At 55.6% G+C, this 16,411-nt stretch carries 17 protein-coding genes; 1 reads left to right on the top strand and 16 read right to left on the bottom strand.

What is annotated here, in order from left to right:
* Window positions 1–34: 34 nt before the first annotated feature.
* From nanQ to ABIB59_RS14275, 11 genes are all read right to left on the bottom strand, one after another.
* Window positions 35–502, bottom strand: a complete 468-nt coding sequence (gene nanQ / locus ABIB59_RS14225; RefSeq protein ID WP_039077439.1) for an N-acetylneuraminate anomerase — start codon at window positions 500–502, stop codon at window positions 35–37.
* The gene (gene nanK, locus ABIB59_RS14230; RefSeq protein ID WP_354035849.1) at window positions 499–1,374 is read right to left on the bottom strand and encodes an N-acetylmannosamine kinase; all 876 of its coding nucleotides are present in this window, start codon (window positions 1,372–1,374) and stop codon (window positions 499–501) included. The genes nanQ and nanK overlap by 4 nt, the downstream gene beginning before the upstream one ends.
* Window positions 1,371–2,060, bottom strand: coding sequence for an N-acetylmannosamine-6-phosphate 2-epimerase (locus tag ABIB59_RS14235; RefSeq protein WP_039077437.1), 690 nt, complete (start codon window positions 2,058–2,060; stop codon window positions 1,371–1,373). The genes nanK and ABIB59_RS14235 overlap by 4 nt, the downstream gene beginning before the upstream one ends.
* Before the next feature lie 6 nt (window positions 2,061–2,066).
* Complete coding sequence (locus ABIB59_RS14240; RefSeq protein WP_039077436.1) at window positions 2,067–3,557, bottom strand: MFS transporter; 1,491 nt, start codon at window positions 3,555–3,557, stop codon at window positions 2,067–2,069.
* Between the two features lie 107 nt (window positions 3,558–3,664).
* Complete coding sequence (nanA, locus tag ABIB59_RS14245; protein WP_354035920.1) at window positions 3,665–4,567, bottom strand: N-acetylneuraminate lyase; 903 nt, start codon at window positions 4,565–4,567, stop codon at window positions 3,665–3,667.
* Window positions 4,568–4,712: 145 nt separating this feature from the next.
* Window positions 4,713–5,495 carry a transcriptional regulator NanR gene (nanR, locus tag ABIB59_RS14250; protein ID WP_369944395.1) on the bottom strand — a complete coding sequence of 261 codons (783 nt, stop codon included), beginning with the start codon at window positions 5,493–5,495 and terminating at the stop codon, window positions 4,713–4,715.
* 175 nt (window positions 5,496–5,670) lie between these two features.
* Complete coding sequence (locus ABIB59_RS14255) at window positions 5,671–7,737, bottom strand: FAD-binding protein (protein WP_354035852.1); 2,067 nt, start codon at window positions 7,735–7,737, stop codon at window positions 5,671–5,673.
* 11 nt (window positions 7,738–7,748) lie between these two features.
* Complete coding sequence (locus ABIB59_RS14260; protein ID WP_354035854.1) at window positions 7,749–8,972, bottom strand: MFS transporter; 1,224 nt, start codon at window positions 8,970–8,972, stop codon at window positions 7,749–7,751.
* Between the two features lie 57 nt (window positions 8,973–9,029).
* Window positions 9,030–9,863 carry a sugar phosphate isomerase/epimerase family protein gene (locus ABIB59_RS14265; protein ID WP_039077431.1) on the bottom strand — a complete coding sequence of 278 codons (834 nt, stop codon included), beginning with the start codon at window positions 9,861–9,863 and terminating at the stop codon, window positions 9,030–9,032.
* A 9-nt stretch (window positions 9,864–9,872) separates the two neighbouring features.
* Window positions 9,873–11,024, bottom strand: coding sequence for a Gfo/Idh/MocA family protein (locus ABIB59_RS14270; protein WP_039077430.1), 1,152 nt, complete (start codon window positions 11,022–11,024; stop codon window positions 9,873–9,875).
* A 15-nt stretch (window positions 11,025–11,039) separates the two neighbouring features.
* Entirely contained in the window at window positions 11,040–11,828 is a 789-nt protein-coding gene (locus ABIB59_RS14275) for a 3-ketoacyl-ACP reductase (protein WP_335254656.1), read from the bottom strand.
* A gap of 165 nt (window positions 11,829–11,993) precedes the next feature.
* On the opposite strand from ABIB59_RS14275, the gene ABIB59_RS14280 reads away from it, so the two are divergent.
* The gene (locus ABIB59_RS14280; RefSeq protein ID WP_079497045.1) at window positions 11,994–12,644 is read left to right on the top strand and encodes a TetR/AcrR family transcriptional regulator; all 651 of its coding nucleotides are present in this window, start codon (window positions 11,994–11,996) and stop codon (window positions 12,642–12,644) included.
* Between the two features lie 32 nt (window positions 12,645–12,676).
* Here ABIB59_RS14280 and sspB read toward each other — a convergent pair whose 3' ends face one another.
* The 5 genes from sspB to zapE all read right to left on the bottom strand — a co-directional run bounded on the left by sspB (window position 12,677) and on the right by zapE (window position 16,378).
* Entirely contained in the window at window positions 12,677–13,174 is a 498-nt protein-coding gene (gene sspB, locus ABIB59_RS14285; RefSeq protein ID WP_039077428.1) for a ClpXP protease specificity-enhancing factor, read from the bottom strand.
* 4 nt (window positions 13,175–13,178) lie between these two features.
* Complete coding sequence (gene sspA / locus ABIB59_RS14290; RefSeq protein ID WP_039077427.1) at window positions 13,179–13,817, bottom strand: stringent starvation protein SspA; 639 nt, start codon at window positions 13,815–13,817, stop codon at window positions 13,179–13,181.
* A 314-nt stretch (window positions 13,818–14,131) separates the two neighbouring features.
* Entirely contained in the window at window positions 14,132–14,524 is a 393-nt protein-coding gene (gene rpsI / locus ABIB59_RS14295; protein WP_002437466.1) for a 30S ribosomal protein S9, read from the bottom strand.
* Window positions 14,525–14,539: 15 nt separating this feature from the next.
* Complete coding sequence (gene rplM / locus ABIB59_RS14300; RefSeq protein ID WP_013364512.1) at window positions 14,540–14,968, bottom strand: 50S ribosomal protein L13; 429 nt, start codon at window positions 14,966–14,968, stop codon at window positions 14,540–14,542.
* Between the two features lie 285 nt (window positions 14,969–15,253).
* The gene (zapE, locus tag ABIB59_RS14305; protein ID WP_354035856.1) at window positions 15,254–16,378 is read right to left on the bottom strand and encodes a cell division protein ZapE; all 1,125 of its coding nucleotides are present in this window, start codon (window positions 16,376–16,378) and stop codon (window positions 15,254–15,256) included.
* Window positions 16,379–16,411 lie beyond the last annotated feature (33 nt).

Here is a 16,411-nt window from a genome sequence, read left to right on the forward strand (position 1 = left end):
AGAAAAAGCCGGATGGTACACCATCCGGCTTTTTTTATGCCGTAAGCAGGCTGGCACAGACCTTAATTACCACCTTTTTAATCTCTTGCGCAGTACCCACCATACACCCCGGCTTATGTGGCTCACCTGGCATAAAAATCGCGAACATGCCAGGCGTTAGTGTGACAACCTGCCCGGCACAAATCGCGGCGCAAAGCTGATAATCGTCCTCAACATGCCAGTCATCGCACTGTCGTGCAGACCCTGGAATGCCATACAAAATGCGCTCTTCACCCGCCAGCAATAGCTGGATATCTATGTAATGCGCATGCAGCTCGGCCTTCTTCTGTTCCGCGGGTTGTGTGGAAAATTGCATGATGTTCATAAAGATAGCGTCACCCTGTAGCGGGTAACTGCCCGGCGGCTTTTCCTGCACGCGCGCATCCAGTGCCAGCGTCAGGGCATTCAGCAGCACCGGATGCAACCCCGAGTGAGCGAGCGACGACACTTCACCTGTCATCATTTTTTCACTCCTTGCGCCAGCAGCGCGGCACCCAGTAATCCTGCGTCATGGCGATAGTGCGCCTCACTTAACACCACCCGATAGACTGATGGCTCCAGGGCCAGACACGCACGCACTAGCGCCAGATACCCCGGTGCAAGGCCAATACTGCCGCCCACCACCACACGTTGGCAGTCCGTGGTCGCCTTCACATCGGCAACGAGGCGCGCCAGCGTCTGCGCCGAGCGCTGAATCAGTTCGCGCGCCTGCGCATGCCCATTCGCCGCATGGGCAAAAATGGCTTTCGCATCGCAGCCTGCCAGATCACCCTGCGCCGCTGCCGCGATACCGCGCCCGGAAGCGATCGCTTCAACGCATCCCACTCGCCCACAGCCGCAGCGCGGACCGCCAGGATCGGCAAGCGTATGGCCCAAATGGCCTGCCAGCCCCTCATGGCCCATACGCAGCACACCATCGCTCACCACACCGCCGCCTACGCCAGTGGAAACCGTGATAAACACCATATCGTCGATGCTCTCGCCCAATGCGTGGTACTCCGCCCAGGCAGCGGCCTGCGCATCATTCACCGCCAGCGCAGGCAAGCCCGTTATCTCCGTCAGGGTCGAAACCAACGGGAAATGCAGCAGACCACCCAGATTTTGTGGATTGATCGCCTGCAAGGTACCTTCACGAATAATTCCGGTTGAGGCAACCGCCACCTGCCGGGCCTGAGAGGCAAGTGGGGCGACCAACGCCAGGAGTGCCGCCCGCAGGGCATCCGGGGTTTTACTGGCGGGCGTGGGCAACTCACGGCGTTGGTGAATCTGCAGGTCACCGTCCACCAGCGCGGCAGCAAGCTTGGTGCCACCGATATCAATCGCCAGCGTGGTCATGTCGCTGCCTCCTGGAGTGCATCGCAATACCACTGGCAAATGTACTCCAGCCGCGTAATGGCTGAGCCGACGGTCACCGCCCATGCTCCATGGCGCTTCGCCTGCGCCGCCAGTTCGGGCGAGTTATAGCGCCCTTCCGCCATCACCCGGCATCCGGCCTGACTGAGCGTGGTGACCAGCGCCAGGTCCGGTTCTGCGGGGGTATGTGCGCTGGTGTAGCCAGACAGCGTGGTGCCAATCAACTCCGCTCCTGCTTGCTGGCAATACAAACCATCCTGCTCGCAGGAACAATCGGCCATCGCGATAAGCCCGTGGTGATGAATACGCGCCAGCAGGTCACGCACCGCAACCGGGCGAATACGATCGGTACCATCAATGGCGATAATATCTGCCCCCGCCTGTGCCAGCGCATCGACATCCTCAGCGTAAGGGGTAATGCGCACCGGGGAGTCCGTTAAGTCGCGTTTAATGATGCCGATGATGGGTAGTGTTACAGCCTGACGGACGGCACGCAGGTTGTTAATGCCTTCAATACGTACCGCCACCGCCCCGGCCTGCTGGGCGGCCAGTGCCATCGCCGCCACGATGTCCGGCTTATCCAGCGGGCTATCCGGAACAGGCTGGCAGGAGACCACCAGCCCACCCTGGCGGCCAATTTGTGCATCCATTTTCGCTATCAGAGACATGTCTGGTTATCCTTTCGTTTTTAATAACCCGTTCTTACCATCGCTGTGGCTGACCGCGCCGCTGAATGGCTTACCATCGATCGCATCATGGGTACGCAGCGCTTCGGGGCGTAGCCAACGCTGTACGCGCGACGGCATATCCAGCCCAATCAACAGGATCACCACAAATGTCAGGCTAAAGGAGAGCGATCCCAGTGCGGTACCCAGATCCAGACGCTGAGCGATCAGCGCCCCCAGGATTGGTGCCAGTGCGCCGCCCAGGGCCCCAACGTTGTAGGTAAATCCCAAACCTGCCGCACGCTGGTCGGTATCGAAGTAGCCGCCGATCAGTTTAGGCAGAATGCCTGAGATCCCCTGCCCCAGCATTTGCTGGAAGAAGAGCAGAAAACCGAGAACCCATACGCTGGTGCCACCAATGGCAAACACCGGGATGATCAGAATTTGTGAGGCGAGCAGGCTATAGACGTAGGCTTTGCGCGTCCCCAACCAGTCGCCCAGAAAACCGCCAACACAACAGCCCACCGCAGCGCCAAAGCCGCTAAAGAACAGCACCTTAGCTACCGTCGCAGGCGAATAGGCAAGTTCGGTTTTGAGGTAAGTCGGCAACAGCGACTGGATGGGCCACGAGTAGAGAAACGCAAAGAGCACTACCACCATCAGCATTACGCCGGTTGGCCAGCGTTTTCCGCTGCTTTGCACCATAAAGCTGATAAAGATAAACGCGCACACCAGACCAAGAATCGCCACCAGCGCGGCATTCTTCATTTCACCGGCAAAGCAGTACCACAGTGAGGTCGCGGCAATGAGTGTCATCGCCACGTTAATCACGCGATGTTTGCCGCGATACAGAATATCCACCATCGTGCGTACCGGCGCTTTACCCGCATGTCTCTCTTTCCAGTCTTCCGCTTCCGGAATGTTTTTCCTCAGCCACAGGGCAAAGACGATGGGCAAAATGCCGATGAAAAACAGCGCGCGCCAGCCCCAGACGGGTACCACCAGGCTGTAGACCTGCGCCGCGATAACGGCCCCGACGGAGAAGCCGGAAATCAAAAAGCCGCTCGCTTTGTTTCGCAACTGTCGGGGCCAGCTTTCAATCACATACGTCGCGCTGGAGCCATACTCTCCGGCCATCCCCATACCGATCACCAGCCGGGCGATAAACATGGTGGTGAAGCCGGGGGCCAACCCGCAGGCCAGCGTACCGCATGAGAACAGAAGGATACTGGTGACCATCGCCAACCGTCGGCCGTAGCGGTCACCCATTGCGCCTAACATCAGCCCTCCAAACCAACGGGAGATAAAGGCTGCGGAGATGAGGCTTGCCGCCTGTACCGTCGTCAGACCAAATTCGCTCTGAATTTCCGTTAACACCAACGCGATAAGGACAAAATCAAAACCGTCGAGCAGATAGCCCAGCCAGGCGGCGCAGAAAGCCCGCCATTGCGCCCGATCAAGATGGCGATACCACGGGATATTTTGCATAGCAGTACTCATGTGATACTCCCGCGATGGGCATTGCCCATCGCTTATGTAGACCGACAGAGTTAAGAGCGGCTCCGTCTGTCCGGCCAGCGCAGCGCCTCCGGACAGACAGCTCCGGATCACTGTTGTTGTTCTTTCTCTTGTTGCAGTGCTGCCGCCAGCGCTTTAAGTTCTGGCAAATATTTTTCCGCCACCGGCGCGAACGGCTTACGACACAGCGGTACCGCCAGGACATCCATGTAGTGCAGCACCGTTTTCAGGCCGCGGAAAACACCGACTTTGATCAGTAGATCGATAACCTCATTGCATTGCGCCTGCAGGCGCTGCGCGGTGGCAATGTCGCCCGTTTGCAGCGCGCGAACGATACCCAGATAGCGCCAACCCATGATGTTGTAAGTACTGCCGATACCACCATCCGCGCCCGCCATCAGCCCGGATGCAAAGATCTCGTCATAACCGTTATAGAGCACCAGATCCGGATTCGCCCGGCGGATCTGCTCCATCTGGAAGAGATCGCCCGATGTTTGTTTCAGCGCGCCCACGCCCGGCAGGGTAACCAGCATGTCGATTTGATCCAGCGTGAGTTTCACCCCACTCAGCGCCGGAATGTTGTAAACCACCATCGGCAGGCCATTAGCGGCGTCGATCACTGCACGATAGTGGTCGCAGTGCTCTTCAAAGCTGAACGGATAGTAGAACGGAGTAACGGCAGAGACGGCGTCAAAACCATAGCGGCTGGCCGCCTGCGCAAGCTGCCGGGTTTCGTGGGTGCTGACGGTGCCGACATGGGCAATCAGCGTCAGTTTGCCTTTCGCCTCTTCGGCGACGACCTCCAGTACCTGTTCACGCTCAGCAATGCTTTGCACGAACGCTTCCCCGGTGGATCCCCCCACGTACAGCCCATCGATCCCCTGATTGATGTTAAAACGCACCAGACGGCGCAGGCTCTCGGTATCCAGCTTTTCGCTGGCATCAAACGGGGTCAACAGCGCGGCCATCACCCCTCTTAACTGAGCAGTCATCATCTTCTCCTGTTGCATGAGTGCGTTTTGACTATATACCTTTATACCTATTATACCAGTACAAATGTTCGCCATCGGGGTGAGAAAACGCTAAATGGGATCTAACGCACTAAACGATCGCTAGCGCGCAAAAGGGATCGGTCAATCAGTTGCTGGATTTTTGCTGTTTATCGAACGCGTGCCAGGTGGCGAAAACGCTGTTGAGGTGAACATGCAACGCGCGATCGGCGGCATCGGGATCGTGCTGGCGAATGGCATTGACGATCTCAATATGCTGCTGATAGCTGAGGTTATTGTGCTGATGCAGCTCTTTTTCCGGCACTGTGGGGCGAGCGGCAATCAGCCAGTCCAGTAGGGCAACATGGATCGTCAGAAAGATAGGATTACCGGGGATTTCAGCCAGTACGCGATGGAATTCAACATCGGAGCGAATAAATAGCGCGTTGTCGTCCAGCGACTGACTGTTCAGCTCCAGTGCCTTACCGAGACGTTCAATTTGCTCATCCGTGGCATGTTCCGCCGCATGGCGCACCAGGCTGGATTCGAAAAACAGGCGTAGCTGCTCAAAATGGGCAATACCACCGGGACGGGAGAGAAAATCTTTCGCCATGCCGGAAAGCTCGCCAATGATGGTATCGGCAGATGGGCGGGAAACGCGGGCGCGTTCACCGTTGCTGATTTGTACTAATCCTTTACGCTTGAGCGCCGCCAGCGCTTCGCGTACCGAGGGGCGGCCCACATTGAAAAACGCCATCAGCTCACGCTCGGAGGGCAGCACATCGCCTTCGGCAAACTCCCGGCGGCGGATCATCTGTTCGAGCTCTTCTTCCACCATCTCGGATAATTTTTTGCGCGCCAACGGACGGCGACGCAGCGTGCGCCCGATATTTTCAGCAGTGTTTTCAGCGTGCGAATCTGATGATTTCATAGCGCTCATGACAGTGGAGTGTGACAAATGTGATAGCAACTTCATCATATCACAGGAATATCTGGCTGGCGAAGTTAGCACCAGAGGGGGAAGTTGGCGAGTGATGAGTGGGAATATTCCCGGGTGGCGCTTCGCTTACCCAGGCTATTCGTACTAGCGTAGCCTGGGTAAAGTACTAACGTCGGTAGATCTCCTCCGTCAGATAATCTGGCCAGTTCTTTTCAAAGAAGATCGTCGAGAGGTCATCAAGCGTACGTAATGGCCGTTGCTCGACAACAAACTCGCCGTTGCGCCATGTCACCTGTATTTGCTCCTGCCGGTGCTCCGCCTTTTCAGAGATGAAACGAAACTCAGACAATACCCCTTCACGTGTTTGCGGTGCGACGTCTCCCTGTGTAGAGCACAACATCCGTGCGCCACGGCTACCGCCGCCACGGGCAATATAGCTTTCCAGCGCCACCAGTAACGCTTCCGATGCCAGCGCCATCTGACGCCACTGGAGGCTAAACGCCGTCTGGTTTGGATGGGTTATTGCCACCCCATTTTGCGCAATACGCTGATTGAGTCGACGGGCCGCCTGAACAGCGCCAGGTACCTGCCCGGCATCACAGACAAACCCGGCACGCTCACTCATGCGCTGCTGGATTTCGTCGCGAATATCGTCAATCCGCAACGCCTGAGGATGGCTGCTGTCACGCTGGATCTGCTGCAAAAGCTCAGCCGTTTCACGGGCAAAAAGAGATTCCGATGCAGCCCGTGGCGTCGCCGCGATATGCTTCGCGCAGCGCAGCCCAAAGACCTGTCCGGCATTGAGCGCCGCACCGCCGGGGCGCGTTACTCCGTGCGTGCCCGCCGCTTCGCCAATCGCATAGCAGCCACTTAACGACGAATGGCCCCATGTATCTACCGCAATCCCGCCATTCATATGCTGGTGATTGACGTTAAACGGCAGCGGCTGTGTTGTCAGGTCATGACCATGATGTTTATAAAGCTCAATGGCCAGCGGGTTCATCCGCTGCAGGCGCGCAATCGGTAGCTCCAGACAGGCATCGTTATTGCACAGATAGCGGTAAACATCCTCGTCCAGATTGCCAAGGGCAAAGGGTTCATCGCCCGGTACTGGCAGCGGATTGCGGTTAAAATCCATATAGATCGTGCGCCCGGCCTGCGACTCATTATAGATAGCCAAATCCACCAGGCTGGAGCCAAAATCCAGCATTCGCGTGGCGTGAATCGGCCACTGATATCCCTTACGGAAGATATTCGAGGCCAGCTCCCGCGTGGTGCGATAGTAGCGGGCAAGAAAGTTATGCTCCTGGCCCTGCGCATCTATCGAGTAGATATAAGGCATGCTCTGCACGTAGGTGCCGGAGAGGTTCCAGGGGAACTCATCGCGCCGCGTACCGATACCAAACTGATGTTCCGTCAGGTTGACCGTCGCAACCCCCGCCTCCAGTGCCAGCCCCAGCGAACCAAAACAGCGCTTCGGGTAGACGCTGTCGCGGAACAGTTCACCCGGTCCACCGGCCGCCAGGACTACAGTCGCGCTACGCATCAGACATAGCCCCCACGGGTTATCCTCTTGCCGTGCGCCTTTCACAATGGCCAGCACTCCGGCGACCCGGCGCTGCTCCCCTTCCCCTTCGGTGAGCAGACGTACGGCTGTCGCGTGATCGACAAACGGCACACCCAGCAGTACCGCCTCTTCCGCCAGCACTTTGACCATCAGGCGGGAAGTACGTGGCCCACAACTGGTTGCGCGGCCCACTTCATCGTGATCGGTCTGGTAGCGCAATACAGCGCCGTAGCGGTCCTCTGGCAAGGGAAGCCCCATGCTTTTCAGGCCGATAAAAGCCTCTACCGAGCCGACCGCTTCAACATATGCCGTGTCGGCATCCATCGCCCCACCCGCGCCAATTGCACTGGCGAGGGCTGTAAAATTATCGCCACGAAAACTGGTCGAGGCGGTATGCAGGGTCTGTTTATCCGATCCGGAGCAGGCCGATGTTCCCCAAAACAAGGTTTGGGTCGCCACCAGAACATCCACTTTGCGGCGACGCAACTCCACCGCCGCGCGCAGCCCGGCGGCGCCGCTGCCAATCACTAACGCCTCGCTGTGGTAGAGCGGAATGCGGTATCCCGCCACGTCCAGCGTCTGTTGCGGCTGCGCCATCGTGACATGGCGCGGCATGGAGACATTCGTAAGCGCTTCCAGGATCGATTGCGGGATCGCTGTGGTCATGTTTTACCTCGTTAAACGCGTGATGACAGCCCGGATATTTCCATCTCTTTCACTGGCCTGGGCGCTTTACGCACCCCCAGCAGTAGTACCGAACTGACGACCATCACGCAGGCCGCGACAAACCAGACGGCAGACATGGAATATTTATCCGCGAAATAGCCCGCCAGGACGGGTGAAATCCCACCGGCCGTCATGCCGACATTCATCACAAAGCCAATGGCGGAGCCGCGAAGCTGTGGCGGTACCAGTTCGGCGGTAAAGGAGAGGACCAGCGGTGTGATGGGATAACCGAGCAGCCCGAGGAACAACACCAGAATCACCACGGCGAAGACCGGCAGTTGCAGTACCATCGCGGCCATCAGCAGACTGCTGGCGAGCGTGATGCCTATCAACACCGCACGCTTACGCGAGAAGTCGCCACGGTCACATAAACGCCCAAGCAGGAAGCCCCCCAGCGCGCCGGTCAGCCCCAGCAGGCTGGCAATGGTTCCTGCGGTACTGATTGGCAGTTGTTTTACATTCATCAGGAAGGTCGGCGCCCACAGCAACACAATCCACCAGCCGCTCAGCAGCAGGAAGTAATAGAACGCCATCAGCATGACGGACTGGTTACGAAACAGTTGTTTTAACGGCACTTTTTCTTTTGTCGTGGCGACAACCACTTTTTTCGGCTCGTTTTTCACCATGAAGGCGTACGCCAGCGCTACCAGCAGACCCAGCGCCCCGGCGACATAGAACACAACGCGCCAGCCGTACACCGGGCCGAGCATTGCACCGAGCCAGGTACCGAAGAAGCCGCCAATCGGATAACCCATCCAGTAAAGGGACATCACCGTCGTGCGCTGTTTCTCGGTGGTAACGTTGGCCACTTCCAGCGATGCGGCGGGCCAGAAGACCCCCTCGCCGATACCGGTCATCACACGGTAAAAGATCAGCGATGTCAGACTGCCCGCCACCCCCGTCAGGATCGTCGCGAGCGAGAACATCACTAAACCAAGAATGAGCACCGGTTTGCCGCTGAGTTTGTCGGCGATAATTCCGGAGATAAATAAGAAACCAATAAAGCCATAGAAGAATGAACTCATCAGGATCCCGGACTGGGCTCTACCGAGCCCAAAATCCGTCGCGATAAATCCAATGGCGGAGGAGACAGTCATACGGTCGACGGAGTACATCATGTAGCCAAGGCCACACAGCACCGACACCAGTATCATCTTTTTTGTATCTGTATTCATAATTCCCTCGACTAACCTGGTAAGACTGACGAGACATCAGATACAGCCAAAATCTGATTAACAATGCGTTAAATGACGCGCTTTGCAGGTAGCGAGCACCGTATCCGGGTCACGTTGCCACCAGTCGTGTTCGGAGAAAATCTCCACTTCATGCGCCCCCTGATACCCCAGCGCCTCCACCGCCTGACGGGCCGCGCGAATGTCGATCACCCCATCGCCCATCATGCCGCGATCGAGCAGCAGATGCTGTGTCGGCACCAGCCAGTCGCAGATGTGAAAACCCAGGATACGTTTCCGTCCGGCGCGTTCGATCTGCTGGAAAAACTTTGGATCCCACCAGGTGTGATAGAGATCGACGGCCATTCCTAACCCATCATCACCGAGCTCATCACACAGATCGTTGGCCTGCTCAAGGGTGTTTATGCAGGCGCGGTCCGCGGCATACATCGGGTGTAGCGGCTCAATCGCCAGCGGCATTCCCACCTTGCGCGAATACTCCAGCAGGCGACCCAGACCATCCCGCACCTGGCTACGTGCGCCAGCAATATCTTTCGAATCACCCGGCAGGCCGCCCACCACCAGCACCAGACAGGCGGCATTCACTGCCAGTGCTTCATCTACCGCCCGGCGGTTATCGTCATCCGCCGCACGGCGTGCCGCCTCATCGATGCCGGGAAACATCCCGCCGCGGCAATAGCCGCTGACGGTCAGTTCGTTACTGCGGATCATCTGCGCGGTACGTTCTAACCCCAGCGCCTGAACCTGATCGCGCCACGGCGAGATGCCGCGAATTTCATGACGGGCGCAGCCGTCGATGATCTTATCCAGCGTCCACTGCTTACGGACGGTGGCGGTATTCATCGATAAACGACGTGGATCGGGCTGTTGCATACGGCCTCCTTAGCGCACCAGTGACGGAACATCGACCCAGCGGCGTTCTTTCCAGCTTTGCAGCGCCAGTTCAACCAATTGCACCCCTTTTGCCCCTTCCAGCAGGTTCCAGCGGAAGTCGATTTCACCATGAACATGGCGCAGAAAGAGTTCCCATTGCACTTTGAAGGCGTTGTCATAGGTGGTGGTATCAGGTACTGGCGCCCAGTCTTCGAAGAAGTCATGTGTCTGGCGAACATCCGGGTTCCAGACAGGTTTCGGGGTGTTCACACGTGATTGCGTCAGACAATCAGTCAGCCCCGCGACCGCAGAACCGTTCACGCCATCCACCTGGAAAGTCACCAGGTCATCGCGGCGCACCCGGACACACCAGGAGCTGTTGATCTGCACGATAGTGCCATTGTGCAGTTCAAATGTGGCGTAGGCGGCGTCATCAGCGGTGGCTTTGTAGGCGTTCCCCTGCTCATCAAAACGTTCCGGAATATGAGTCGCGCCCAGGCAACTGATGCTTTTGATTTCGCCAAACAGGTTGTCGACGACATAACGCCAGTGGCAGATCATATCGAGGATGATGCCGCCGCCATCTTCCTGACGGTAGTTCCATGACGGGCGCTGGGTCGGCTGCAAATCACCTTCAAACACCCAGTAACCAAACTCGCCGCGAACCGACAGCACTTTACCGAAGAAGCCCGCCTGATTGAGCATTTGCAGTTTACGCAGCCCCGGCAGCCACAGTTTGTCCTGTACCACGCCGTGGCAAACGCCCTGCTGCTCTGCATAGTGATATAACTCGACGGCTTCTGACAGGCTGACCGCTACCGGTTTTTCGCAGTAAATATGTTTACCGGCGGCAATGGCTTTTTTCAGTAAACCGGGGCGCGCCTGCGTCGTGGCGGCATCAAAGAAGATCGTATCGTTTGGGTTGGCCAGCGCCGCATCCAAATCCGTGCCCCAACGACTGATACCGGTTTGTTTCGCCAGTGCGGCAATTTTTTCTTCATTACGACCAATCAGGATCGGGTCCGGCATGAGCCTGTCGCCGTTTGCCAGCTCAACGCCGCCCTGTTCACGAATTGCCACGATGGAGCGGATCAGATGCTGATTTTTGCCCATCCGCCCGGTTACGCCATGCATGATGATGCCAACGGAAATTGTCGCCATTGCTGTGCCTCGCAATTAAAAGTGGGATTTGTTCAGGCCGCCGTCGACATCAATAATTTGGCCGACAGTGAAAGGTAAGTTGCCGTTTGCCAGCGCATCGACGACCACGGCAATGTCCGTCGGCTGGCCCCAGCGTTTCATCGGCACCAGACCGCCGCCGATCAACTGGTCATACTTCGGTTTCACACCGCTGGTCATGTCAGTTTCGATGATACCAGGGCGAATTTCATAAACACCGATGCCTTCTTCCGCCAGGCGCAGCGCAAAAAGTTGCGTCACCATGCTGGCGGCTGCTTTCGATACGCAATATTCCCCGCGAGAAATCGATAAGCTGTGGGCGCTACAGGAAGTGATGTTGATAATAGAGCGGTGCTGATTATTAAGCTCACCCTGCGAAAGCATGGCGCGCGCCGCTTTTTGGCAAAAGAAGAACATTGCCCTGGTGTTGACGTCCTGACAGTACTGGTAATTATCCGGCGTGACCTCAAGCAGATCGCCACGCTGCTTTGCCGCCGTCCCGGCGTTGTTGACAAGGCAGTCCAGTCGCCCCCAGCGTTGCAAAACGGTGTCCAGCATCCCTTGCTGGAGAATTAAATCTGAAACATCACCCGGTAACGCCAGAGCTTCGATGCCAAATTGTTCTAATTCCGCTACCATGGCTTGTTGTCGGGCGCGACCATCTTCGTTATCGCGTCCGTTGATTGCGACGTGAAACCCGGCTCTGGCAAGCGCCAACGCGCACGCTTTACCAATTCCCCGTGTCGAGCCTGTCACTAATGCTACCGGACGTTGCGAATGGATCATGAGCATACTCCCTGATGAGTGCCAAACATTTCAACTAAACAGTTGAAACTGTAAAAGCAGTATAGAAAGAGAGAAAAATTAAATTCATGATCGACTTCTCAAAATCAACCAACTGGTTGATTTATTTAAAACTACAATTAAAACAAGAAATTGAATGGAGGATCTATGAAAGGGGAAGCCAGAACAAAGCGCAGGCATGATCCAGATCTCACAAAAAGCCTGATCCTTGATGCAGCCAAAAAGGAGTTCGCTGAAAAGGGTTTTGACGGGGCGAGGATTGATCAGATCGCCGCGACGGCGAACGTGAACAAGCAGCTGATTTACTATTACTTCGATAACAAAGATACGCTGTTTACCCATGTTTTGCAGGCCGCGTACCAGGATATCCGTACCAAAGAGGCCGCACTGGAACTCGATCATCTGCCTGCCCGCGACGCGGTACTTGAACTGATGGATTTTACCTGGCACTACTACCTTGAGAACCCGGAATTTATCCAGTTGCTCAACAGTGAAAACCAGCTTAAGGCGCGCCATCTTAAGGAAGTGGATACGATTGTCCCCATCAACAGTAGCTGGCTTTCGATAACTCAGCGCATTCTTGAACGCGGTCAGCAGGATGGGACGATCCGCCCAGGTATTGATGCGATGCAGCTAAACATCACAATGTCGGCTTTGGGATTTTTCTATCTGATTAACCAGTCGACGCTGTCGATCATCTATCAGCAGGATCTTAAGCGTCCGGAAGCGCTGGCAACAAGGCGGAAGGTAATGCGCGAAACGATCGCGTGTTGGCTGGCGCCGGGGTTGCTGCCGTAAAAAAAGCAGGGTCGATTGACCCTGCCTTTGTGTTACTTCACGACACGCAGCGATGGACGCCCGCCGCGTGGTGGGGGATCATCATCCGGATCGTTATCGTCCGCATGATCGGGTTTGTCGCCATCGATCACCGACATCACCGTCTCGCCATCCGGCAGAGAGGTTTCGTCGTCGTCGTTCACCGTGACCACGTCTTCATCGTATGCCGTTTCAGGTTCGAACATCGTTCCCGCGCCGTTTTCACGTGCGTAGATAGCAAGAACAGCGGCCAGCGGCACAGCAACCTGACGCGGGACGCCACCAAAGCGCGCATTAAAACGCACTTCATCATTCGCCAGTTCAAGATTACCCACGGCTCGCGGCGCAATGTTCAACACGATCTGCCCGTCGCGCGCATACTCCATGGGCACGCGCACACCCGGCAACGTTACGTCGACGACCAGATGCGGGGTGAGCTGGTTATCGAGCAACCACTCATAAAAAGCCCGCAACAGGTAAGGACGGCGCGGTGTCAGTTGCGACAAGTCCATTCGATTAACCCCGGCCCAGGCGCATTTCGCGCTCGGCTTCTGTCAGAGACGCGAGGAATGAATCGCGTTCGAAAACACGTGTCATGTAGCCTTTCAGCTCTTTAGAGCCTGCGCCGCTGAGTTCAATACCCAGAATCGGCAAACGCCACAACAACGGCGCCAGGTAGCAATCCACCAGGCTGAATTCATCACTCAGGAAATACGGCTTCTGGCCGAACACCGGAGCAATCTGCATCAGTTCTTCACGCAATTGACGGCGGGCGTTATCGGCCTGCGCGCCACTGCTGGACATGATCACTTCCATCAGCGAGTACCAGTCTTTCTCAATGCGATGCATGTAAAGACGGCTTTCACCACGCGCAACCGGATAAACCGGCATCAGCGGCGGATGAGGGAAACGCTCATCCAGGTATTCCATGATAATGCGTGATTCCCACAGAGTGAGTTCACGATCGACAAGAGTCGGTACGCTTTGATTCGGGTTGAGGTCAATCAGATCCTGAGGAGGATTATCCTTTTCCACGTGCTCAATTTCGAAGCTGACACCTTTTTCTGCCAGCACGATACGGACCTGATGGCTATAGATGTCAACAGGACCAGAAAACAGCGTCATTACCGAACGTTTGTTGGCAGCGACAGCCATGAAAACCTCCAGGTATATTCAGTATTTTTACTGCTACCAGTCTTACTTTGACCGGCGAGATGTTGGTAACCCACCCACGCGCACAGTCACTCTCGTTTAAACATCAAACAAAAAATGAACAATCCCAGGCATTTGGGCAGAAAATTGGATGATAGTTTACCAGATTTTGCGGGCTTTGTGGTGAGGGGATTCTGGAAATGCTGAAAAAGAAGAGAGAATCAACTCATTACTGTGGATAACGTGATTTTTATCCATAAAAAAACCCGGTAGAAACCGGGTTTTTTCGCCAATCGTTCTGCTTTCGCAGAAAGCAATTAACGTTTGGAGTACTGCGGACGGCGACGTGCTTTACGCAGGCCGACTTTCTTACGTTCAACCTGACGAGCGTCACGAGTGACGAAGCCAGCTTTACGCAGTTCAGAACGCAGGGACTCGTCGTACTCCATCAGAGCGCGGGTGATACCGTGACGGATCGCACCAGCCTGACCAGAGATACCACCACCTTTAACAGTGATGTACAGATCGAGTTTCTCAACCATGTCGACCAGTTCCAGCGGCTGACGAACTACCATGCGGGCAGTTTCACGACCGAAGTACTGTTCCAGAGAACGCTGGTTGATTACGATTTTACCGTTGCCCGGTTTGATGAACACGCGAGCAGCAGAGCTTTTGCGGCGACCAGTGCCGTAGTATTGATTTTCAGCCATTGCCTATAATCCCGATTAGATGTCAAGAACTTGCGGTTGCTGTGCCGCGTGGTTGTGCTCGTTGCCAGCGTAAACTTTCAGTTTACGGTACATAGCACGACCCAGCGGGCCTTTTGGCAGCATGCCTTTAACCGCGATTTCAATCACACGCTCAGGACGGCGGGCAATCATCTCTTCAAAGGTCGCTTCTTTGATACCACCGATGTGGCCAGTGTGGTGGTAGTACATTTTGTCTTCACGCTTGTTGCCGGTTACAGCAACTTTTTCTGCGTTCAGAACGATGATGTAGTCACCAGTATCAACGTGCGGAGTGTATTCCGCTTTATGCTTACCGCGCAGGCGACGTGCCAGTTCAGTAGCCAGACGGCCCAGAGTTTTACCTGTCGCGTCAACAACATACCAGTCGCGTTGTACGGTTTCTGGTTTAGCTGTAAAAGTTTTCATTAAAAGCTTACCCAAATAATAAGTTACACGTTGGTGAACACCCAAACGTTTAGTCAGTTGAGGTTCACACGACATTGTCCAGCAAACCTACCCCTTCGAATAGCCTATGCCGGCGCAGAGAAAGTTTTGGGAAAAAAACCTTCTTGTAACGTGGGGTCGCAGGATTATAGAGAAGTCGGGGTCAAAGATCGACCCCTATTTGTGATTTGAAGAGGCTTTTTCGGTGTTGGGGCTGTGCGGTCTGATGCCCTCCCCCCAGCCCCTCTCCCACAGAGAACCGGGCAGTTATGGCATATGTTGCCGCTTGAGGTACTCCTCGCTCTGCATCTCCTGCAGACGAGACAGACAGCGCTGGAACTCGAATTTCAGTCGCTCGCCCTGATAAATCTCGTACAGCGGAACCGCCGCGCTCACCACCAGCTTCACATGCCGTTCGTAGAATTCATCCACCAGTGCGATAAAACGCCGCGCCTCACTCTCCATTAACGGTGTCATGACGGGGACATCAAATAGCATGACGGTGTGATACAGACGAGAGAGGGCAATATAGTCGTGCTGACTGCGGGCATCCACACACAGCGTGGCGAACGATACCGCCAGCGTCTGATTTTCCACCCCCAGCGTCGCCAGCGGACGGTGATTGACCTCTAATACTGGAGAATGAGTCCGTTTTGCCCCTGCCAGCGCTTGCCAGAGTTTATCCATCTGCTGCTGCGTCTCTTCATTTAATGGCGAAAGCCACAGATGGGCTTGGGTCAATGTACGCAGACGATAATCCACACCCGCATCGACATTCATCACATCGCAGTACTGTTTGATGGCATCAATGGCCGGTAAAAAACGCGCCCGTTGCAACCCGTTACGATAAAGTTCGTCCGGCGGAATATTCGAAGTGGCGACCAGCGTAATCCCTCTGGCGAAGAGTGCCTTCATTAGCCCGCCGAGCAACATGGCGTCGGTGATATCCGATACGAAAAACTCATCAAAACAGAGCACATCGGTTTCGGCTTTGAAATGGTCGGCGACAATCTCCAGCGGATCGCTATGCCCCTGTAGTTGCGTTAATTCCTCATGCACATGCAGCATAAAACGGTGGAAATGCAGACGCTGTTTCCGTTCCCCAGGCAGGCTTTGATAAAAGAGGTCCATTAACCAGGTTTTACCGCGCCCGACGCCGCCCCACATATAAAGGCCGCGTACGGGGGTAAGCGTCGTGGGCTCACGCTTACCTAACAATTTGCCAAATTTCGCCATCAAGCCACCGCTTTGCGGGGCGGATTGTTCTTTGGTCACAATTTGCTGGTAAATGAGATCAAGACGGCTAACAGCTTCTTTTTGCACATCATCCGGCTGATGGCTACCCTCGTTGAGGGCATTGAGGTAACGCGATGTCGGGGTAAGGCTCTGCATGGTGTTATCGTTATTCCTTGAAAATCGATCCTG

It is taken from the genome of Citrobacter sp. UYEF32 (assembly GCF_040546205.1).
Classification (GTDB): domain Bacteria; phylum Pseudomonadota; class Gammaproteobacteria; order Enterobacterales; family Enterobacteriaceae; genus Phytobacter; species Phytobacter diazotrophicus.